The organism is Erwinia sorbitola (assembly GCF_009738185.1).
Lineage (GTDB): Bacteria > Pseudomonadota > Gammaproteobacteria > Enterobacterales > Enterobacteriaceae > Erwinia > Erwinia sorbitola.
The window spans coordinates 4,350,807-4,372,981 of record NZ_CP046509.1 but is presented as its reverse complement, the minus strand read 5'-3'; the positions used below and the strand labels follow the sequence as shown (position 1 = coordinate 4,372,981).

Below are 22,175 nucleotides of genomic sequence, written 5' to 3'. Positions count from 1 at the left end.
TATTAATCACGGGGAGCTCCTCCAGGAGCGCTATCACCCAATAGAGGAATTATCATGGCTAAGAAAGTACAAGCCTACGTTAAGTTGCAGGTTGCAGCTGGTATGGCAAACCCAAGTCCACCGGTTGGTCCGGCACTGGGCCAGCAGGGCGTTAACATCATGGAATTCTGTAAAGCGTTTAACGCCAAAACAGAATCCCTGGAGAAAGGTCTTCCAACGCCAGTTGTGATCACCGTTTACTCTGACCGTTCTTTCACCTTCATCACCAAAACCCCTCCTGCAGCAGTACTGCTGAAGAAAGCGGCTGGTGTTAAGTCTGGTTCCGGCAAGCCGAACAAAGACAAAGTAGGTAAAGTATCGCGTGCTCAGGTACGTGAAATCGCAGAAACCAAAGCTGCGGACATGACTGGTTCTGACGTGGAAGCGATGATTCGCTCCATCGAAGGTACTGCTCGTTCCATGGGCCTGGTAGTGGAGGACTAAGAAATGGCTAAGCTGACCAAGCGCATGCGCGTGATCCGTGACAAAGTTGATGCAACTAAACAGTATGACATCAACGAAGCTGTTGCTCTGCTGAAGGAACTGGCTACTGCTAAGTTCGTAGAAAGCGTAGACGTAGCTGTAAACCTGGGCATTGATGCTCGTAAATCTGACCAGAACGTTCGCGGTGCAACTGTACTGCCACACGGTACTGGCCGTTCCGTTCGCGTTGCCGTATTTGCCCAGGGCGCAAACGCTGAAGCTGCTAAAGCAGCCGGCGCTGAACTGGTAGGTATGGAAGATCTGGCTGACCAGATCAAAAAAGGCGAAATGAACTTCGACGTAGTTATCGCATCTCCAGATGCAATGCGCGTTGTTGGCCAGCTGGGTCAGGTTCTGGGCCCACGCGGTCTGATGCCAAACCCTAAAGTTGGTACTGTAACTCCTAACGTTGCTGAAGCAGTGAAAAACGCTAAAGCTGGTCAGGTTCGTTACCGTAACGACAAAAACGGTATCATCCATACCACTATCGGTAAGGTTGATTTCGATGCAGATAAGCTGAAAGAAAACCTGGAATCCCTGCTGGTTGCGCTGAAAAAAGCTAAACCATCTCAGGCAAAAGGTGTTTTCATCAAGAAAGTTAGCCTGTCCACCACTATGGGCGCAGGCGTTGCAGTTGATCAGGCTGGCCTGAACGCTTCTGCTGCTTAATCTGTGCTTTACGCGGGCGAAATTTTCATCTAGAATCTTACGCCCGTTGTTCTGTAAATATACAGAACCACTAATCGAGTCATTCGGGTTGCAGCAAGGCGGCAATTGAGTGAATCCCCAAGAGTGTAGTCCACTACGTGACTGGGGTGAGCGAAAGAAGCTAACGCAGCCGTAGCTTGAAGGACGAAGTATTAGAAAGAATTTTTAGGTTGGAGCCAGGCCTATCCTGGCCTCCGTCCAAGACCGCAGGTGTTTCGTAAGAAACTTAATCTCCTGCGTAGACGGTGACAGAACCAAAAGAATATTTTTATAGTCTTTGCTGGATTCTGCTCACCGTGGTTTAGCGCCTGTCAGTGGTAACACTGTTCAGGTGAAGTGAGTTCCGGGGAAATCCATCCCCGGCCAAAAATCCAGGAGCACAAGCTAATGGCCTTAAATCTTCAAGACAAACAAGCGATTGTTGCTGAAGTCAGCGAAGTAGCCAAAGGCGCGCTGTCTGCGGTAGTTGCGGATTCTCGTGGCGTTACCGTAGATAAAATGACCGAACTGCGTAAAGCAGGACGTGCAGCTGGCGTATACATGCGTGTTGTTCGTAACACCTTGCTGCGCCGCGTCGTTGAAGGTACTCAGTTTGAGTGCCTGAAAGACACGTTTACCGGTCCTACCTTGATTGCATACTCTATGGAACACCCGGGCGCTGCTGCTCGTCTGTTCAAAGAGTTCGCGAAAGCGAATGCAAAATTCGAGGTTAAAGCTGCAGCCTTTGAAGGCGAGCTGATCAGTGCGGCTCAGATCGACCGCCTGGCAACTCTGCCTACCTACGATGAAGCAATCGCACGCCTGATGGCAACCATGAAAGAAGCCTCTGCTGGCAAATTGGTTCGCACTCTGGCTGCTGTACGCGATCAGAAAGAAGCTGCTGCTGCTTAATCAGCCAGCCTTTCTTTTCCGTCACTTGCTTACGTATAAAATTACTTTCTGAATTTAGGAACACGAAATGTCAATCACTAAAGACCAAATCATTGAAGGCGTTGCAGCTCTGTCTGTAATGGAAATCGTTGAACTGATCTCCGCTATGGAAGAGAAATTCGGCGTGTCAGCTGCTGCTGCTGTTGCAGGTCCTGCTGCTGCCGCTGAAGCTGCAGAAGAAAAAACCGAGTTCGACGTTGTACTGAAAGCTATCGGCGCTAACAAAGTTGCCGTGATCAAAGCAGTACGTGGCGCAACTGGTCTGGGCCTGAAAGAAGCTAAAGATCTGGTTGAATCTGCACCTGCTGCCCTGAAAGAAGGCATCAGCAAAGACGACGCAGAAGCACTGAAGAAAGCACTGGAAGAAGCTGGCGCAGAAGTTGAAGTTAAATAAGCCAACCTTTCAGGTTGCAGCCTAGTCTTTTAGGCTGATGGCTGGTGACTATTTGGTCACCAGCCTTTTTGCGCTCTACAGCGTCAATGATATTTCACACTGTTTAGTCATTGATTAGCTTAATATCTTTCTCTATCGACGACTTAATATACTGCCTTCCTGACTGGGTTCCCTGCTCAGACACCGGCAACGAAATGATTTAAGCGTGATAGAAAGAGGTATTACGAAAAGCACTCTGTTTTTCGAACAACACAAAACAGCGTTGCATGAACTGTCCTCCTGGATGGACAGCGAGGTTCTACATTTCAGCGAGCTGAGGAACCCTATGGTTTACTCCTATACCGAGAAAAAACGTATTCGTAAGGATTTTGGAAAGCGTCCACAAGTTCTGGACATTCCATATCTCCTTTCTATCCAGCTTGACTCGTTTCAGAAGTTCATCGAGCAAGATCCGGAAGGTCAATATGGTCTGGAAGCAGCATTCCGTTCCGTATTCCCAATCCAAAGCTATAGCGGTAACTCTGAGCTGCAATACGTCAGCTACCGTTTAGGCGAACCTGTATTTGATGTGAAAGAGTGTCAGATTCGTGGCGTCACGTACTCTGCCCCTCTGCGCGTAAAACTGCGCCTGGTGATCTACGAGCGCGAAGCGCCGGAAGGCACTGTTAAAGACATCAAAGAACAAGAAGTTTACATGGGCGAAATTCCGCTCATGACCGATAACGGTACCTTTGTCATCAATGGTACTGAACGCGTTATCGTTTCTCAGCTCCACCGTAGTCCTGGTGTCTTCTTCGACAGCGATAAGGGTAAAACCCACTCGTCCGGTAAAGTGCTGTATAACGCACGTATCATCCCTTACCGTGGTTCATGGTTGGACTTTGAGTTCGACCCGAAAGACAACCTGTTCGTCCGTATTGACCGTCGCCGTAAACTGCCTGCGACCATCATTCTGCGCGCGCTGAATTACACCACTGAGCAGATTCTTGACCTGTTCTTCGAAAAAGTGGTTTACGAAATTCGCGATAACAAGCTGCAAATGGAGCTGGTTCCAGAGCGCCTGCGTGGTGAAACCGCGTCATTCGATATCGAATCGAACGGCACTGTTTACGTCGAAAAAGGTCGCCGTATTACTGCGCGCCATATTCGTCAGCTTGAGAAAGATGCCATTGCCCACATCGAAGTTCCGGTCGAGTACATTGCCGGTAAAGTTGTCGCTAAAGACTACGTCGATGAGAGCACTGGTGAACTGCTGATCGCTGCGAACATGGAGCTGTCACTGGATCTGTTGGCTAAATTGAGCCAATCCGGTCACAAGCGCATTGAAACACTGTTCACCAACGATTTGGATCACGGTCCGTACATGTCTGAGACTGTACGTGTCGACCCAACCAGCGATCGCCTGAGCGCACTGGTTGAGATCTATCGCATGATGCGTCCTGGTGAACCACCAACGCGTGAAGCGGCTGAAAATCTGTTTGAGAACCTGTTCTTCTCTGAAGATCGTTACGACCTGTCTGCTGTTGGTCGTATGAAGTTCAACCGTTCTCTGCTGCGTGACGAGATCGAAGGTTCCGGTATCCTGAGCAAAGACGACATCATTCAGGTGATGAAGAAGCTCATCGGTATCCGTAACGGTATTGGCGAAGTGGATGATATCGACCACCTCGGCAACCGTCGTATTCGTTCCGTTGGCGAAATGGCTGAAAACCAGTTCCGTGTTGGCCTTGTGCGCGTAGAGCGTGCGGTGAAAGAGCGTCTGTCCCTGGGCGATCTGGATACCCTGATGCCACAGGACATGATCAACGCCAAGCCAATTTCTGCGGCAGTGAAAGAGTTCTTCGGCTCAAGCCAGCTGTCACAGTTTATGGATCAGAACAACCCGTTGTCTGAGATCACGCATAAGCGTCGTATCTCTGCACTGGGCCCGGGCGGTCTGACGCGTGAGCGTGCAGGCTTTGAAGTTCGAGACGTACACCCGACTCACTACGGTCGCGTATGTCCAATCGAAACGCCGGAAGGTCCAAACATCGGTCTGATCAACTCCTTGTCTGTTTATGCACAGACCAATGAGTATGGTTTCCTGGAAACCCCATACCGTCGCGTTCGCGAAGGCGTGGTGACCGACGAAATTCATTACCTCTCTGCTATTGAAGAGGGTAACTACGTTATCGCTCAGGCGAACACCAACCTCGACGATGAAGGTCACTTCGTAGACGATCTGGTGACCTGCCGTAGCAAAGGCGAATCGAGCCTCTTCAACCGTGAACAGGTTGACTACATGGACGTTTCCACCCAGCAGGTGGTTTCTGTCGGTGCGTCACTGATCCCGTTCCTGGAGCACGATGACGCCAACCGCGCATTGATGGGTGCAAACATGCAACGTCAGGCGGTTCCAACTCTGCGCGCTGATAAGCCGCTGGTTGGTACTGGTATGGAACGCGCGGTAGCGGTTGACTCCGGTGTTACTGCCGTAGCGAAACGTGGTGGTACGGTTCAGTACGTGGATGCATCACGTATCGTTATTAAAGTTAACGAAGACGAAATGCATTCTGGCGAAGCCGGTATCGATATTTACAACCTGACCAAATACACCCGTTCTAACCAGAACACCTGCATCAACCAGATGCCATGTGTGAATCTGGGTGAACCAATTGAGCGTGGTGATGTGCTGGCTGATGGTCCTTCAACCGACCTCGGCGAACTGGCACTGGGTCAGAACATGCGCGTCGCGTTCATGCCGTGGAACGGCTACAACTTCGAAGACTCCATCTTAGTCTCCGAGCGCGTAGTACAGGAAGACCGCTTCACTACTATCCACATCCAGGAACTGGCATGTGTGTCACGTGACACCAAGCTGGGGCCAGAAGAGATCACCGCCGACATCCCTAACGTGGGTGAAGCTGCGCTCTCCAAACTGGATGAATCCGGTATCGTGTATATCGGTGCGGAAGTGACCGGTGGCGACATTCTGGTTGGTAAGGTAACGCCGAAAGGTGAAACCCAGCTGACGCCAGAAGAGAAACTGCTGCGTGCGATCTTCGGTGAGAAAGCGTCTGATGTTAAAGACTCTTCTCTGCGCGTACCGAACGGCGTGTCTGGTACTGTTATTGACGTTCAGGTCTTCACCCGCGATGGCGTGGAAAAAGACAAACGTGCGCTGGAAATCGAAGAGATGCAGCTGAAGCAGGCGAAGAAAGACCTGTCTGAAGAACTGCAAATTCTCGAAGCTGGCCTGTTCAGCCGTATTAAATACCTGCTGGTTGCTGGCGGTGTTGAAGCGGACAAACTGGACAAGCTGCCACGCGAGCGCTGGCTGGAACTGGGCCTGACCGACGAAGAAAAACAAAACCAGCTGGAACAGTTGGCCGAGCAGTACGACGAGCTGAAGCACGAGTTTGAGAAAAAACTTGAAGCCAAGCGCCGTAAAATCACTCAGGGCGATGACCTGGCACCAGGCGTGCTGAAAATCGTTAAAGTGTATCTGGCCGTTAAACGTCAGATTCAGCCTGGTGATAAAATGGCAGGTCGTCACGGGAACAAAGGTGTTATCTCCAAGATCAACCCGATCGAAGATATGCCATACGATGAATTCGGTACGCCGGTTGACATCGTATTGAACCCGCTGGGCGTTCCATCACGTATGAACATTGGACAGATTCTTGAAACCCACCTGGGTATGGCTGCGAAGGGCATTGGCGAGAAAATCAACGCTATGCTTAAAAAGCAGGAAGATGTGTCCAAACTGCGTGAATTTATTCAGCGTGCTTACGATCTGGGCAATGATGTACGCCAGAAAGTTGACCTGAACACCTTCACCGACGACGAAGTGCTGCGTCTGGCAGAGAACCTGAAAAAAGGTATGCCAATCGCAACACCAGTGTTTGACGGCGCGAAAGAGAGCGAAATCAAAGAGCTGTTACAGCTTGGCGGGTTGCCTTCTTCTGGTCAGATTACGCTGTTTGATGGTCGTACCGGTGAACAGTTCGAACGTCAGGTTACCGTTGGCTACATGTACATGCTGAAGCTGAACCACCTGGTTGATGACAAAATGCATGCGCGTTCCACCGGTTCTTATAGCCTCGTTACTCAGCAGCCGCTGGGTGGTAAGGCACAGTTCGGTGGTCAGCGCTTCGGTGAGATGGAAGTGTGGGCACTGGAAGCATACGGTGCCGCGTATACCCTGCAGGAAATGCTGACCGTGAAGTCTGATGACGTTAACGGCCGTACCAAGATGTATAAAAACATCGTTGACGGCAACCATCAGATGGAACCGGGCATGCCGGAATCCTTCAACGTACTGTTGAAAGAGATCCGCTCGCTGGGTATCAACATCGAGCTGGAAGACGAGTAAGCACTCGTATTTGTACTGGTTACAGGGCGCCCGGGTCACTCCGGGCGTCCCTGAGAAGTCTCACTCCGACGGGAGCTAATCCGTGAAAGACTTACTTAAGTTTCTGAAAGCGCAAACTAAGACAGAAGAGTTTGATGCGATCAAGATCGCTCTGGCATCGCCAGATATGATCCGTTCATGGTCTTTTGGTGAAGTTAAAAAGCCGGAAACCATTAACTACCGTACGTTCAAACCTGAACGTGACGGGCTTTTCTGTGCGCGTATTTTCGGGCCAGTAAAAGACTACGAGTGCCTGTGCGGTAAGTACAAGCGCTTGAAACATCGTGGCGTGATCTGCGAGAAGTGTGGCGTTGAAGTTACACAGACCAAAGTTCGCCGTGAGCGCATGGGCCACATTGAGCTGGCTTCTCCAACTGCGCACATCTGGTTCCTGAAATCGTTGCCTTCGCGCATCGGTTTGCTGCTGGATATGCCACTGCGTGATATCGAACGTGTTCTTTACTTCGAATCTTATGTTGTGGTTGAAGGCGGTATGACCAACCTCGAAAAGCGCCAGATCCTGACTGAAGAGCAGTATCTTGACGCGCTGGAAGAGTTTGGTGACGAATTCGACGCTAAAATGGGTGCGGAAGCGATCCAGGCTCTGTTGAAAAACATGGATCTGGAGCAAGAGTGCGAGCAGCTGCGTGAAGAGCTGAACGAAACTAACTCCGAAACCAAGCGTAAAAAACTGACCAAGCGTATCAAGCTGCTGGAAGCGTTCGTACAGTCTGGTAATAAACCAGAGTGGATGATCCTGACCGTGCTGCCTGTACTGCCACCGGATTTGCGTCCTCTGGTACCGCTGGACGGCGGTCGTTTCGCTACCTCGGATCTGAACGATCTGTATCGTCGCGTAATCAACCGTAACAACCGTCTGAAACGCCTGCTGGATCTGGCTGCGCCAGATATCATCGTACGTAACGAAAAACGTATGTTGCAGGAAGCGGTCGATGCGCTGTTAGATAACGGCCGTCGCGGTCGTGCGATCACCGGTTCTAACAAGCGTCCTCTGAAATCTTTGGCCGATATGATCAAAGGTAAACAGGGTCGTTTCCGTCAGAACTTGCTGGGTAAACGTGTCGACTACTCTGGTCGTTCGGTTATCACCGTAGGCCCATACCTGCGCCTGCATCAGTGTGGTCTGCCGAAGAAAATGGCACTGGAGCTGTTCAAACCGTTTATCTACGGCAAGCTGGAACTGCGTGGTCTTGCAACCACCATTAAAGCCGCTAAGAAAATGGTTGAGCGTGAAGAAGCTGTCGTCTGGGATATCTTGGATGAAGTGATCCGCGAACACCCGGTTCTGCTGAACCGTGCTCCAACACTGCACCGTCTGGGCATTCAGGCGTTTGAGCCAGTACTGATCGAAGGTAAAGCGATTCAGCTTCACCCGCTGGTCTGTGCGGCATACAACGCCGACTTCGATGGTGACCAGATGGCAGTTCACGTACCGCTGACGCTGGAAGCCCAGCTGGAAGCGCGTGCGCTGATGATGTCTACCAACAACATCCTGTCTCCTGCGAACGGTGAGCCTATCATTGTTCCTTCTCAGGACGTTGTACTGGGTCTGTATTACATGACCCGTGACTGTGTTAACGCCAAAGGCGAAGGCATGGTGCTGACTGGCCCGAAAGAAGCTGAACGCGTTTATCGCGCCGGCCTCGCATCTCTGCACGCTCGCGTAAAAGTGCGTATCACTGAACACGAGAAAAACGAGCAGGATGAGTGGGTTTCTAAAACCAGCATCATTGATACCACTGTTGGTCGTGCCATCCTGTGGATGATCGTACCAAAAGGTCTGCCTTTCTCTATCGTTAACCAGGCGCTGGGCAAAAAAGCTATCTCCAAGATGCTGAACACCTGTTACCGCATCCTGGGCCTGAAGCCGACCGTTATCTTTGCTGACCAGACTATGTACACCGGCTTTGCCTATGCGGCACGCTCTGGTGCGTCTGTTGGTATCGACGACATGGTTATTCCAGAGAAGAAAGTTGAAATCATCTCTGAAGCGGAAGCCGAAGTTGCTGAAATTCAGCAGCAGTTCCAGTCAGGTCTGGTTACCGCTGGCGAACGCTATAACAAAGTGATCGATATCTGGGCTGCGGCCAACGAACGCGTTGCTAAAGCGATGATGGAAAACCTCTCTACCGAACTCGTGATCAACCGCGATGGTGTGGAAGAGCGTCAGGTTTCCTTCAACAGCATCTTTATGATGGCCGACTCCGGTGCTCGTGGTTCTGCGGCGCAGATTCGTCAGCTGGCAGGTATGCGTGGTCTGATGGCTAAGCCAGATGGCTCCATCATCGAGACGCCAATTACCGCAAACTTCCGTGAAGGTCTGAACGTACTCCAGTACTTCATCTCCACGCACGGTGCGCGTAAAGGTCTTGCGGATACCGCACTGAAAACAGCTAACTCCGGTTATCTGACTCGTCGTCTGGTTGACGTCGCGCAGGATCTGGTGGTGACTGAAGATGACTGTGGTACGCACGAAGGCATCATGATGACTCCGGTCATCGAAGGTGGCGACGTGAAAGAGCCGCTGCGTGAGCGTGTACTGGGTCGTGTGACCGCAGAAGACGTTATCAAGCCGGGTACTGCTGATATCCTTCTGCCACGTAACACCCTGCTGCACGAACAGCAGTGTGACCTGTTGGAAGAACACTCTGTTGACAGCCTGAAAGTTCGTTCCGTAGTAAGCTGCGAAACTGACTTCGGTGTGTGTGCACACTGCTACGGTCGCGACCTGGCACGTGGTCACATCATCAACAAAGGTGAGGCTATCGGCGTTATCGCAGCACAGTCCATCGGTGAGCCAGGTACACAGCTGACGATGCGTACGTTCCACATCGGTGGTGCGGCATCTCGTGCGGCTGCTGAATCGAGCATTCAGGTCAAGAACAAAGGTACGTTGAAACTGATCAACGCCAAGTCGGTAACAAACTCCGCTGGCAAACTGGTGATCACTTCTCGTAACGTTGAACTGAAAATGATCGACGAATTTGGTCGTACCAAAGAGAGCTATAAAGTTCCTTACGGTTCAACCATGGCGAAAGGTGACGGTGAGCAGGTTGCAGCGGGCGAGACCGTAGCAAACTGGGATCCACACACCATGCCGGTAATCACCGAAGTGAGCGGTTTCATTCGCTTCACTGACATGATTGACGGTCAGACCATTACCCGCCAGACAGATGACCTTACCGGTCTTTCTTCTCTGGTCATTCTGGACAGTGCAGAACGTACTGCCGGTGGTAAAGATCTGCGCCCAGCGCTGAAAATCGTTGATGCTAACGGCAATGATGTGATGATCCCTGGCTCTGATATGCCTGCCCAGTACTTCTTACCGGGTAAAGCAATCGTCCAGCTGGAAGATGGCATCAAGATCAGTTCTGGTGATACCCTGGCGCGTGTTCCTCAGGAATCAGGCGGTACCAAGGATATTACCGGTGGTCTGCCACGCGTTGCTGACCTGTTCGAAGCCCGTCGTCCGAAAGAGCCGGCAATCCTGGCTGAGATCAGCGGCATCATTTCCTTCGGTAAAGAAACCAAAGGGAAACGTCGTCTGGTGATCACGCCAATCGACGGTAGCGATCATTACGAAGAGATGATTCCGAAATGGCGTCAGCTGAACGTGTTCGAAGGTGAACGCGTGGAGCGCGGTGACGTGGTTTCCGATGGCCCAGAGTCTCCACATGACATTCTGCGTCTGCGTGGCGTGCATGCGGTGACCCGTTATATCACTAACGAAGTGCAGGAAGTTTACCGTCTGCAAGGCGTTAAGATTAACGATAAGCACATCGAAGTCATCGTTCGTCAGATGCTGCGTAAAGCTACCATCGCCAGCGCGGGAAGCACTGACTTCCTCGACGGTGAGCAGGTTGAGTTCTCACGCGTTAAGATCGCTAACCGCGAACTGGAAGCTAACGGCAAAATCGCTGCAACATTTGCACGCGACCTGCTGGGTATCACCAAAGCTTCCCTGGCAACCGAGTCGTTTATCTCTGCGGCATCGTTCCAGGAAACAACGCGCGTACTGACCGAAGCAGCTGTTGCGGGCAAACGCGACGAACTGCGCGGCCTGAAAGAGAACGTAATCGTTGGCCGTCTGATCCCAGCCGGTACTGGTTATGCCTACCATCAGGATCGTATGCGTCGTAAAGCAGCAGGCGAAACGCCAGTTGCACCGCAGGTTACTGCGGACGAAGCTTCTGCAAGCCTGGCTGAGTTGCTGAATGCTGGCAACCTTGGCGGCAACAACGAGTAATCGTTAAGCGCTTATGGCATATTGAAAACCTCGCTTCGGCGAGGTTTTTTTTTGGCCGGAAAAGTCACTGGGATAATAAATGCAGAATAAAAAGGTATTGCTGGCGCTGGTGTTGCTGGGATTAAACAGCGGCGCTCAGGCAGAGGAGTGGGTAAATGCACCAGTACAAAAGGTGTTTAAAAACTGGCAGGTAACCTGTAACAATCTCAATGACTGTGAGGTTCGCAATACCGATGAGACATTACGCATCATACTGAAGCGTAAGGCGGGGGCAGACTCGCAGCCATCGTTGAGCTTCCAGCAATGGGGCGATCGGAAACCTGAAGGGATCTGGCTGGATGGTAAACCCTGGCACTCCGCTATTGAGATTTCACCCTCGAAAACCAGTGATGACTACAGCGCAGGCGGGAGCGACAAACTGGCTGATATTCAGCAGTGGGTACAGGCCAGTAAAAATGCATTGACGGTAGCCCTGACTCCAGGGTCTGAAGCCGCTTCATTAGGTGGCCTGAACGCGGCGTTGCTGCTGGTGGATGAGCGTCAGGGCCGATTAAATAATCAGACCGCACTGCTGAAAGTGGGTAATAACGAACCTTCGATGGTTCCAGCGCGGCCTGTCCCGGCGGTATTAAACTTCCCGGTGCCAGCGGTTGTACCTGTGACGAACGAAGCTGTGCTAATTGATACCGCGATAGCGGTTAACAAAAAGCTGCTGTCGGATGAGAGCTGTGAGCCTGACCAGGCAGCACGTGAACGTAGCGAAGCGCTGCCGCTGAATGACAGGCAGGCGCTGGTCATCGTCAACTGTGGCCTGGGAGCATATCAGTCTTCCAGCATCTTATTTATCAGCTCACGGGATCAGCCGGAGGAGACACAGCAGCTGACCCTGGCACTACCTGATAATGATGACCAGGGGAAGCCCCGGGTTATGAGCTGGTTTACTGAAGCAACCTACGATCCGCAAACCGCAGAACTCTACTATTCCGGGCGAGGTCGCGGCATTGCTGATTGTGGTGATAATGGCAGTTGGAAATACGATGGCAAAACATTCCATCTGGCGGCCTACAACAGCCAGCCGAGCTGTGATGGAGGGGAACCCGGAGACTGGCCGTCCGTCTGGGCCACAGCAGGAACGCCATAACCGATCCGGGCCAGTAATGCTTCTGGGAAATTTCATATATTTCCTGCAAGAATCGCCGCCAGTCAGTGCGCCTGCTATCTTCATGCTGAAAATAACCTGTAAGGAATTCAGCATGAAAATCGTTAAAGCTCTGGTAGTGACCAGCCTGATGAGTGCTTCTCTGCCAGTACTGGCTGCCAGTGATGAGGGAATGAAAAATCCGTTGAGCGTGCATGTTCTTAACCTACAGACCGGGGTACCAACTGCCGGTGTGACGGTCGAACTTGAGCAGCAAAAGCCGCAGGGATGGATCAAGCTGGCTTCTGGCGTCACGGATAAAAACGGACGCATACCTGCGCTGTATCCTGCGGGGAAAACCATGGAGACGGGAAATTATAAAGTGATCTTCAAAACCGGGGATTACTATCAGCAGCAGCATCAGCCGACCTTTTTCCCGGAAATACCGGTAATTTTCCATACGGAAAGTAACGGCGGTCATTATCATATTCCGCTGCTGCTCAGTCAGTATGGCTACTCAACCTACCGTGGTAACTAAGTAAAAAACGGGCAACGCAGCAGGACGGCTACGTTGCCCTTGGGTACATCCTTCGACCCAGGCCACATCACTACAGGCGCCGGACATCCTCACAGGTCAGTCCGATATCTTTCAGCTGTGCATCACTCAGACGCGACAGGATCTTGCGAGTGCAGGAGCGCAGACGTCTTGCCTGCCAGCGATGATAAGGTATGACAAAGATCGTTTTAATCAGCGTCCAGCTAAAAGGTTTCGCTGCTCTGTTCTCTTCAAATTCCATCACTGCCTCCGCATCACTTTGTGTATGTCGACTATTCTGTCGGTAAAGCCCGTTATGATACAGATGCAAAAAACAACTTTAATTGACATACAGATTGCGCGATAGTGTGACTGAATGGCGGTTTTCGCCGGGATCTGTACTGGTTTTTCACCCGCAACTCCGAGGGGAAGGATACGATGACGCGTTATCAACGGCTGGCAGAACTGCTGGCGCAACGGATAGAACAGGGGTTATACCAGCCCGGTGAGCGGCTTCCCTCAGTGCGTTTACTCAGCGGTGAGCACGGTGTCAGCATCAGCACCGTACAGCAGGCTTATCACCTGCTGGAGGAGAAGCAGCTGATAACGCCGCAGCCGCGATCCGGTTACTTTGTCACTCCCCGTAAGGCAGCGCCACCGGTACCACCGCTTACACGTCCCGTCCAGCGTCCGGTTGAAATCACCCAGTGGGATGCGGTGATGGATCTGCTCAACGCCCGCCTGGATGATGATATGTTGCAACTGGGCAGCGGAATGCCCAACATCGATGCGGTCACGCTTAAGCCTCTGTGGAAGATTATCAGCCGGCTTGGTCAGCAACAGGATCCGCGGCTATTCAGCTATGACAATTTGTATGGTGTACCGGAACTGCGTGAGCAGATTGCTCGTCTGATGATTGATAGTGGCTGCCAGGTGACAGCCGACGAGGTAGTGATCACCACGGGCTGCCATGAAGCACTGTCGGTATCGATCAGAGCAATATGCCAGCCGGGCGATATTATCGCCGTTGAGTCACCAGCCTTTCACGGCACCATGCAAACCCTGCGCGGCTTTGGGATTCGTGCCATCGAAATTCCTACGGATTCCGTTACCGGCATCAGCCTGGAAGCTCTTGAACTGGCATTTGAGCAGTGGCCGATTAATGCCGTGGTGGTGGTGCCTAACTGTAATAACCCGATGGGGTTTGTTATGCCGTTGCAGCGTAAACAGGCCCTGCTGGCGCTGGCCCAGCGTTTTGATGCGGCCATTATCGAAGATGATGTCTATGGCGAACTGGCTTTTGACTATCCGCGCCCGGTGACCATTAAGTCGATGGATCTCGACGGTCGCGTGCTGCTATGCAGCTCATTTTCTAAAACGCTGGCACCCGGTCTGCGAGTGGGCTGGGTAGTGCCCGGGCGCTATTTTGATCGCGTATTACATATGAAGTACATCAGCACTGGTTCCACCGTGACGCAAACGCAGATGGCCGTGGCTGCGTTTATTCGTCAGGGTCACTATCAGCCGCACCTGCGACGGATGCGCAGTTACTATCAGCGTAACCTTGAGACGTTTACCCGGCAGGTACGGCATCATTTTCCGTGCGGGATCTGCGTGACACGTCCTCAGGGAGGATTTGTGATATGGGTTGAACTGCCGGAACCCTTTGATGCATTACGCCTGAATCAGGAGCTGCGCGCTTCTCATATCCAGATTGCCGTCGGTTCGCTGTTCTCTGCATCAGGAAAATACCGTAACTGCCTGCGCCTTAGCTACGCGCAGTCATTTACTGAAAAAACTGAGCGTGCACTGGAGGTGCTGGGTGCCGCAGTCGAACGGGCGATGATTTGCTGCGCTCCTGTATCGGCTGTGCATCAGGAAGAGGGTGAGGGCAGGGTCAGAGAGAGGGAAGAAAACTGACCCTGGCGGGCAGTCAGGCTGTCACCGCATTGCCACTATAGCGGCTCAGATAATAGAAAAAAGTTAATAAAAACAGGGCTGCGTAGCTTCTTCAGCCCAGTCTGTCTGCGTTGCATCATCTTGCATTTAATTGTGCGGTGCGCTCTGCGGTTCCACCAAATCCAGCAGCTGTCGAGTGGCTGCACGCCAGTCACTGGCTTTCGTGATGGCACTCACCACGGCAACGCTGCCTACGCCGGTTGCCAGCACAGCCGGAACACGCTCCAGACTAATCCCTCCAATGGCTACGGTTGAGACTCCCTGCAGCCGCTGAATATGGCGAGCCAGCTCCTCCAGCCCCTGCGGATCGGAGGGCATCGCTTTCGTCTGGGTGGGAAATACATGGCCCAGGGCAATATATGAAGGCTGTTCGGCCAGTGCACGATCCAGTTCGGCATCATCATGGGTGGAAAGACCGAGGCGTAACCCGGCGGCATGAATGGCATCCAAATCAGCAACGTCAAGATCTTCCTGGCCCAGGTGAACGCCGTAAGCCTGATGTTTTATCGCCAGGCGCCAGTAATCGTTAATAAACAACCGTGCCTGATACTGCTTGCCCAGAGTAATTGCCTCAACGATTTGCTGCTCAACTTCATGTTCCGCAGACTCTTTAATGCGTAACTGAAGTGTACGTACGCCAGCATTCAGCAGGCGCGCAATCCATTCTACGGTGTCCACCACCGGGTACAGGCCCAGTCTGGCCTCGGTAGTGGGGAAAGCTCCACGACTCATATATTTTCCTCTGATTTCAGGGTGTCAGCGCGATGATACAGTTCACCGCCACGTAGACGAAACTCGTCAGACATCTGTGCCATACCCACTTCGACTGGCCGTGCTTCAGCCTCCTGACGGGCGGCGTATTCACGAACTTCCTGGGTAATCTTCATTGAGCAGAATTTTGGCCCACACATTGAGCAGAAGTGTGCCACTTTACCGGATTCCTGCGGCAGCGTTTCATCGTGATAAGCGCGTGCGGTATGCGGATCGAGTGCGAGATTAAACTGATCCTCCCAGCGGAATTCGAAACGTGCTTTCGACATCGCATTGTCGCGGATCTGTGCTCCAGGATGACCTTTAGCCAGGTCAGCGGCATGGGCGGCGATCTTATAAGTAATCAGCCCCTGCTTTACGTCTTCTTTGTTCGGCAGGCCAAGATGTTCTTTGGGGGTGACGTAGCACAACATCGCGCAGCCAAACCAGCCTATCATCGCGGCACCAATGCCGGAGGTGAAGTGATCGTAACCTGGTGCAATATCGGTCGTCAGCGGGCCGAGAGTATAAAAAGGCGCTTCGTGGCAGTGCTCAAGCTGTTCAGTCATATTGACGCGGATCATCTGCATCGGCACATGACCGGGGCCTTCAATCATGACCTGGACATCATACTCCCAGGCGATTTTAGTTAGTTCACCAAGCGTACGTAGCTCTGCAAACTGCGCCTCATCGTTGGCATCCTGAATGGATCCCGGACGCAGGCCATCGCCTAGTGACAGCGAAACATCGTAGGCAGCGCAGATTTCACAGATATCGCGGAAGTGCTGATAGAGGAAGCTCTCTTTATGATGTGACAGACACCATTTCGCCATAATTGACCCGCCGCGTGACACAATACCGGTCAGGCGTTTGGCGGTCATCGGCACGTAGCGCAGCAGCACCCCGGCATGAATAGTGAAGTAATCAACACCCTGTTCAGCCTGCTCCAGCAGCGTATCGCGGAAAATCTCCCAGGTGAGATCTTCAGCCACCCCGTTTACTTTTTCCAGCGCCTGGTAGACAGGTACGGTACCAATAGGTACCGGACTGTTACGCAGGATCCACTCGCGGGTTTCGTGAATATAGCGCCCGGTAGAGAGATCCATCACCGTATCTGCGCCCCAGCGCGTGGACCACACCAGTTTTTCTACCTCTTCCTCAATCGAAGAACTGACCGCTGAATTGCCGATATTGGCGTTAATCTTCACCAGGAAGTTACGTCCGATAATCATTGGCTCGGACTCCGGGTGATTAATATTGGCAGGGATAATCGCGCGGCCTGCAGCCACCTCCTGGCGAACAAACTCTGCGGTAATATTCTCCGGCAGATTCGCGCCAAAGCTGTTACCCGGATGCTGTTGTCGCAGTACATCACCACGAATCCGTTCGCGGCCCATGTTTTCGCGCAGAGCGATAAATTCCATCTCCGGAGTGATAACCCCAAGCCGTGCATAGTGCATCTGGGTGACGCAGCGACCAGCCAGTGCCCGGCGCGGTTGTGGCAGATTATCAAAGCGCAGATGATCCAGCCCTTCATCTGCCAGGCGCTGCTGGGTATAGGAGGAGCTGAGTTCAGCGATCTGTTCTGTATCTTCACGTCTGATAATCCAGCGGCTACGCAGCTTCTTCAGCCCCGCGTAAACATCAATCGTTGCCGCCGGATCGCCGTACGCCCCGGAAGTATCATAGACAGGTATCGGTTCATTCGCCTCCAGTATCGGTTCTTCTTTGCTGCCGCCTGTTGTGGTCGGGCTTAACTGGATTTCGCGCATCGGCACGCGGATATCAGGCTGTGAACCACTCAGATAAATACGCGTTGAGTTGGGAAAGGCGGTGCCCTGTAATGAGTCGATAAACTGCTGGGCTTCTGCGCGCTGCTCGCGGCGGGTGGCTTTTTTCTCAACAAAGGGTTTTTCAACGATAGACATAGCAAGTTCCTGATAATCAGATGGAAGTTTGCTTGTCTGGAGGCGGGAGTAATAAGAGCGGCGTGAAAAATATGGGTTCACACCGTCACAGGTGATTTACTCTTGTTCCCTTCGCAGGTACTAACCTGATCAGGTTCCGCGGATCCCGAATTAACGGTCTCAGCCCCTAGGGGCACTCCGACAAGATAGCGACTGGTTTTTCAGTCAACGCAGGGGCGAGGCATACCTCGCCCTGACCCCTTAAGCATAAAGAGGCTTCTCGCAAACTACAAGAAATTCACAATATGCCGAGAATCACGCAGGACGAACGAGGGAGGCAGTGTTGGCAGCCTCTTGATTGTCAGCATTTTTTTCTAAGGCCAGCTTGATGAATTTATCCTCAAGGGTAAAACGCGCTTCCAGAGCTTCACCGACGATTGACAGTGCCTGCTGTAATTCCAGACAATTATCATCTTCGATGGCCGTTTCCAGATGAGAATCATAAATCTGCATGATCTGATCGGTATTGGCCTTTAAAGAGGGGTAGATTAGCGACGCTTTTGCCAGCTGCTCAGTCCCTTCAAGCTCCTTGATAAAACGCTCGTACACGGTGAAATGGCCGGTTGAAAGATAATCCACCAGATTTTGGCAGAACGCATTCAGCGCGTTTTCATCGAGCGTAGTCAGCGTTTCCTTGTTAGGCTTAATACCAGCCATTTGGTAATAGGTAACCAGCAACTGCTTGCGTAAGCGCAGACAAAAGTCTACCAGCTCACTGCATCCACCGACGCGCGCGGTGAGGACTTCCAACTGGTTAAGCATGTTCAACTCCGTGAATGTTATATTTTAACGTCTGACCTCAATCCAGTCTTTAAGCTGAGGATGATGAGCAAAATTATGGAACAGGAAATTTTAAGCGTAGACGCTGGCTGGTGGGTTGTCAGCCAGGAACACAAAATTTGGTTACCAAAAGGTGAATTACCGCACGGTAATGCGGGTTCGCTTGGACTGACAGGGCGATCCGGGAGGCCTGTTGGGGAGTGGCAGGGCGAAACGGTCTGGTTGATCTGCGGGGCGCAGCCGCAGGAAATGGGATCGTTACGTCAGCTGCTCGATCAGGAGACCGGCCTGTTCCAGCTAGCCGGGCGCGGTATTCAGCTGGCTGAATTTTACCGTTCACATCGCTGGTGCGGCTACTGTGGCCATGAAATGCATCACAGCAAAACAGAACTGGCCTGCCTGTGCGGGCACTGCCGCCAACGCTATTATCCGCAAATCGCCCCGTGCATTATCGTGGCGATCCGCCGTGGCGATGAGATCCTGCTGGCGCAACATACGCGCCATCGTAATGGCATATTTACCGTGCTGGCGGGATTTGTTGAAGTTGGTGAGACCCTGGAGCAGACCGTAGCGCGTGAAGTAATGGAGGAGAGCAGCATCAGCGTAAAAAATCTGCGTTATGTCTCATCGCAGCCCTGGCCATTCCCTCAGTCACTGATGATGGCATTTATGGCTGACTACGCAGGAGGGGACATCAAGATTGATCCCAAAGAGCTGCTGTCAGCAGGCTGGTATCGATATGATGCATTGCCGCAGTTACCTCCACCAGGAACGGTAGCGCGTCGTCTAATCGAAGATACTGTCGCATTATGTCGCGCGGAAGAAGAATAATGAGAATGTTATTATCTAACTCTTGAAAATATTATTTTACGATATATTCTCCTGATTCATTTAACCTGAATCAGGAGCTGCGTCATTATCTCTAAAGTCTATAAGCTACAACAGCTTTAACTCTGTGAAAAATTCAAATATCATTCTGCGCTATAAGCGAGGCTGTGTGCCTGATAAGGAAAAATTTCTTATCAAACCCCGCTTAAGAAATATTTGTATTTTAATCAGTGTAATCTTACTAATTTCCTGGCTATTGATTGACGGCACCAGCGACTAAACCTTCTGCATGATGTTCTGCGCGTTGTAAGTGAAATAATGTCTGAGATAAAAAAACAATGTTATCTGTGGGGAGTCTGGCTTTGCTGGGGGATCAGTATTGTTGCGTTTAAGCTATCAATAAGAACTCCCTTATATATTTCTCTGAGTGTGATGGCGTATCTGATTCTGCTGCTCGTCATCCCTTTTCTATTTACTAAAAGGACAGTTACAAACGTGTTTAATTTTAATCGCAAGGAAGAGCGTCAGATGGGCGAGAAAATATCTTCACAGGATCAGCAGCAAAAAATAGTTCCTACTATAGCTCCCTCTTATGAAGAAGGCAGTATGAAGGAAACTGTTATCTCATTTGGCAGTGTATTATGTGGTGAAATTAATAATGAGAACAATATTTCTATAAATGGAGTTGTCGAAGGGGATCTGACCAGCCAGAAAACGACGCAGATTGGTAAAGAAGGGAAGGTTATCGGGAACGTTAAATCCGTTAAGCTGGTAGTTAATGGCCTGCTGAAAGGAAGCTGCTATGCCAAAACGGTGATTATTATGTCGCGTGGCAGAATTGAGGGCGAAGTGTTTGCCACTGAGTTCTCTATTGAAAAAGGGGGCGTATTCGTCGGGAACTCACGTCAGATTGAAGAAGCCCAGGTGCTGCCAGAGAAGAAAAAAGAAAAAAAACTGACGGTCAGCGTTGCTGATCCTGTTCAGCCTTCTCTTACGGCTGTTGATAATACACAGAAGAAAAATGTGGCGAACGGCAATAAAAGAATAAGCTGAAACCGTTGTCACTTCTCCTGGTTTCCTTCTTTCTCTCCGGTCTCTGCTGATGGCAAAGCCGGTTTGCGTACTCAGACGGCTCAATTTTTTGAGCTGTCGATCATCGTCAATTCTAATAAATGTTACACTAGCTGCCTGTATGGTGAGAGAGTCCCGTGATGAAAGAACTGAAGAATGATCGATATCTGCGCGCATTGCTGCGCCAGCCAGTAGATGTGACCCCGGTATGGATGATGCGTCAGGCCGGGCGTTATCTGCCGGAATATAAAGCAACCCGCGCCGTGGCGGGTGACTTTATGTCGCTATGCAAAAATGCCGAACTGGCCTGTGAAGTGACGCTGCAACCACTGCGCCGCTATCCGCTGGATGCGGCGATCCTGTTCTCCGATATTCTGACCATTCCCGATGCCATGGGGCTGGGGCTGTATTTTGAAACGGGTGAAGGCCCGCGTTTCTCATCCCCTGTCACCTGTCGTGCGGATGTTGAAAAACTGCCTGTCCCTGACCCGGAGCAGGAGTTAGGCTATGTGATGAATGCGGTACGTACTATTCGTAAAAATCTCAATGGTGACGTGCCGCTGATCGGTTTCTCTGGCAGTCCGTGGACGCTGGCGACCTATATGGTGGAAGGTGGCAGCAGTAAGGCCTTTACCAAACTGAAGAAAATGATGTACGCCGATCCGCAAACCTTGCATCTGATGCTTGATAAGCTTGCCGATAGCGTCACGCTCTATCTTAATGCGCAGATCCGCGCGGGTGCGCAGTCGGTAATGATCTTTGACACCTGGGGTGGCGTACTGACCGGGCGTGATTACCTGGAGTTCTCCCTTCATTACATGCATAAGATTATTGATGGTCTGTTGCATGAAAATGAGGGACGCCGTGTGCCGGTTACCCTGTTCACCAAAGGGGGCGGACAGTGGCTGGAAGCGATGGCAGCTACAGGCTGCGATGCTCTCGGTCTGGACTGGACAACCGATATTGCCGATGCCCGCCGCCGCGTAGGTCATAAAGTTGCTTTGCAGGGGAATATGGATCCGTCCATGCTATATGCCTCACCTGCGCGAATTGAGCAGGAAGTGGCGGGTATCCTTGAGGGCTTTGGCCAGGGCGAAGGGCACGTTTTCAACCTTGGTCACGGTATCCATCAGGATGTCCCACCAGAGAACGCGGGTGTGTTCGTTGAAGCGGTGCATAAACTCTCGCGTCCTTACCACCTCGGATAACGCACCGTGGCTTAAAGCAGCAGGGGGAAGATATGGATATTGCGGCATTACGCGATCAGCAGCGCCAGCGTGCAGCAGAAGTAAGATGTCAGGATGATTTTGATGTCTTGCCACCTCGCCTTATTGGCGGCGCGGATGTTGGTTTTGAACAGGGTGGAGAGGTGACCCGCGCCGCTATGGTTATCCTGGAATATCCCTCCCTGAAGGTTATTGAGCATCAGGTGGCACGCGTTGCCACCACCATGCCCTATATTCCCGGTTTCCTCTCCTTTCGCGAAACTCCGGCACTGGAGGCCGCGTGGCAACAGTTGGATCACCATCCTGACCTGCTGCTGGTGGACGGCCACGGCGTGGCGCATCCTCGTCGTCTGGGCGTGGCCAGCCATTTTGGTTTGCTGGTGGATGTTCCCACTATTGGCGTGGCGAAAAAACGTCTGTGTGGGAAATTTGAACCACCGGCAGCTGAACCGGGTAGCTGTCAGCCACTGATGGATAAAGACGAACTGTTGGGCTTTGTTCTACGCAGTAAAGTACGTTGCAATCCGCTGTTTATCTCTCCCGGCCACCGTGTCAGTCACGCGACCGCTCTTGAGTGGGTGCAGCGCTGCTTACAGGGCTATCGCTTGCCGGAGCCAACGCGTTGGGCAGATGCTGTTGCCTCGCGGCGTCCGGCTTTTAGCTCGCTGTCTCTGGGTTAACCGTGTCGCCTGGTAGCTTTTCAGGTA

17 protein-coding genes and 1 riboswitch are annotated in these 22,175 nt (G+C 51.8%); of the genes, 13 read left to right on the top strand and 4 right to left on the bottom strand.

Features of this window, described 5'->3' with window-relative positions; all coding sequences use genetic code 11:
* Positions 1-54 precede the first annotated feature (54 nt).
* The 8 genes from rplK to uraH all read left to right on the top strand — a co-directional run bounded on the left by rplK (position 55) and on the right by uraH (position 12,890).
* Positions 55-483, top strand: a complete 429-nt coding sequence (gene rplK / locus GN242_RS19785) for a 50S ribosomal protein L11 (RefSeq protein ID WP_154754595.1) — start codon at positions 55-57, stop codon at positions 481-483.
* Between the two features lie 3 nt (positions 484-486).
* Positions 487-1,191, top strand: coding sequence for a 50S ribosomal protein L1 (gene rplA / locus GN242_RS19780; RefSeq protein WP_154754594.1), 705 nt, complete (start codon positions 487-489; stop codon positions 1,189-1,191).
* A gap of 426 nt (positions 1,192-1,617) precedes the next feature.
* Positions 1,618-2,121, top strand: coding sequence for a 50S ribosomal protein L10 (rplJ, locus tag GN242_RS19775; protein ID WP_133847001.1), 504 nt, complete (start codon positions 1,618-1,620; stop codon positions 2,119-2,121).
* 67 nt (positions 2,122-2,188) lie between these two features.
* Positions 2,189-2,554: a 50S ribosomal protein L7/L12 gene (gene rplL, locus GN242_RS19770; protein WP_154754593.1), complete on the top strand. Its 366-nt coding sequence runs from the start codon at positions 2,189-2,191 to the stop codon at positions 2,552-2,554.
* Between the two features lie 325 nt (positions 2,555-2,879).
* A complete protein-coding gene (gene rpoB, locus GN242_RS19765; protein WP_154754592.1) occupies positions 2,880-6,908 on the top strand; it encodes a DNA-directed RNA polymerase subunit beta in 4,029 nt (1,342 codons plus the stop codon).
* Positions 6,909-6,990: 82 nt separating this feature from the next.
* Entirely contained in the window at positions 6,991-11,214 is a 4,224-nt protein-coding gene (gene rpoC / locus GN242_RS19760) for a DNA-directed RNA polymerase subunit beta' (protein WP_156288083.1), read from the top strand.
* Between the two features lie 79 nt (positions 11,215-11,293).
* Positions 11,294-12,355, top strand: a complete 1,062-nt coding sequence (locus tag GN242_RS19755) for a DUF1176 domain-containing protein (protein ID WP_154754591.1) — start codon at positions 11,294-11,296, stop codon at positions 12,353-12,355.
* 112 nt (positions 12,356-12,467) lie between these two features.
* On the top strand, positions 12,468-12,890 hold the full coding sequence (gene uraH, locus GN242_RS19750; protein WP_156288082.1) for a hydroxyisourate hydrolase: 423 nt from the start codon (positions 12,468-12,470) through the stop codon (positions 12,888-12,890).
* Positions 12,891-12,960: 70 nt separating this feature from the next.
* Here the strand turns inward: uraH and GN242_RS19745 are convergent, their stop codons facing one another.
* Positions 12,961-13,149 (bottom strand): DUF1127 domain-containing protein, encoded by a 189-nt coding sequence (locus GN242_RS19745; protein WP_154754589.1) that lies wholly within the window; start codon positions 13,147-13,149, stop codon positions 12,961-12,963.
* A gap of 176 nt (positions 13,150-13,325) precedes the next feature.
* Between GN242_RS19745 and GN242_RS19740 the strand changes: the two genes are divergently transcribed.
* On the top strand, positions 13,326-14,807 hold the full coding sequence (locus GN242_RS19740; RefSeq protein ID WP_154754588.1) for an aminotransferase-like domain-containing protein: 1,482 nt from the start codon (positions 13,326-13,328) through the stop codon (positions 14,805-14,807).
* A 126-nt stretch (positions 14,808-14,933) separates the two neighbouring features.
* On the opposite strand, the gene thiE is transcribed toward GN242_RS19740, so the two are convergent.
* The 3 genes from thiE to rsd all read right to left on the bottom strand — a co-directional run bounded on the left by thiE (position 14,934) and on the right by rsd (position 18,325).
* Entirely contained in the window at positions 14,934-15,578 is a 645-nt protein-coding gene (gene thiE, locus GN242_RS19735; RefSeq protein WP_154754587.1) for a thiamine phosphate synthase, read from the bottom strand.
* Positions 15,575-17,524 (bottom strand): phosphomethylpyrimidine synthase ThiC, encoded by a 1,950-nt coding sequence (gene thiC, locus GN242_RS19730; RefSeq protein ID WP_154754586.1) that lies wholly within the window; start codon positions 17,522-17,524, stop codon positions 15,575-15,577. The genes thiE and thiC overlap by 4 nt, the downstream gene beginning before the upstream one ends.
* Positions 17,525-17,613: 89 nt before the next feature.
* Positions 17,614-17,714, bottom strand: a riboswitch (TPP riboswitch).
* Positions 17,715-17,818: 104 nt separating this feature from the next.
* The gene (rsd, locus tag GN242_RS19725; protein WP_154754585.1) at positions 17,819-18,325 is read right to left on the bottom strand and encodes a sigma D regulator; all 507 of its coding nucleotides are present in this window, start codon (positions 18,323-18,325) and stop codon (positions 17,819-17,821) included.
* 75 nt (positions 18,326-18,400) lie between these two features.
* Here rsd and nudC point away from each other — a divergent pair, with 75 nt between their 5' ends.
* The 4 genes from nudC to nfi all read left to right on the top strand — a co-directional run bounded on the left by nudC (position 18,401) and on the right by nfi (position 22,148).
* Positions 18,401-19,174, top strand: coding sequence for an NAD(+) diphosphatase (nudC, locus tag GN242_RS19720; RefSeq protein WP_154754584.1), 774 nt, complete (start codon positions 18,401-18,403; stop codon positions 19,172-19,174).
* Between the two features lie 315 nt (positions 19,175-19,489).
* Positions 19,490-20,224, top strand: a complete 735-nt coding sequence (locus GN242_RS19715) for a bactofilin family protein (protein ID WP_156288081.1) — start codon at positions 19,490-19,492, stop codon at positions 20,222-20,224.
* A 158-nt stretch (positions 20,225-20,382) separates the two neighbouring features.
* Positions 20,383-21,450: a uroporphyrinogen decarboxylase gene (gene hemE, locus GN242_RS19710; RefSeq protein ID WP_154754582.1), complete on the top strand. Its 1,068-nt coding sequence runs from the start codon at positions 20,383-20,385 to the stop codon at positions 21,448-21,450.
* Positions 21,451-21,482: 32 nt separating this feature from the next.
* Positions 21,483-22,148, top strand: coding sequence for a deoxyribonuclease V (nfi, locus tag GN242_RS19705; protein ID WP_156288080.1), 666 nt, complete (start codon positions 21,483-21,485; stop codon positions 22,146-22,148).
* Positions 22,149-22,175 lie beyond the last annotated feature (27 nt).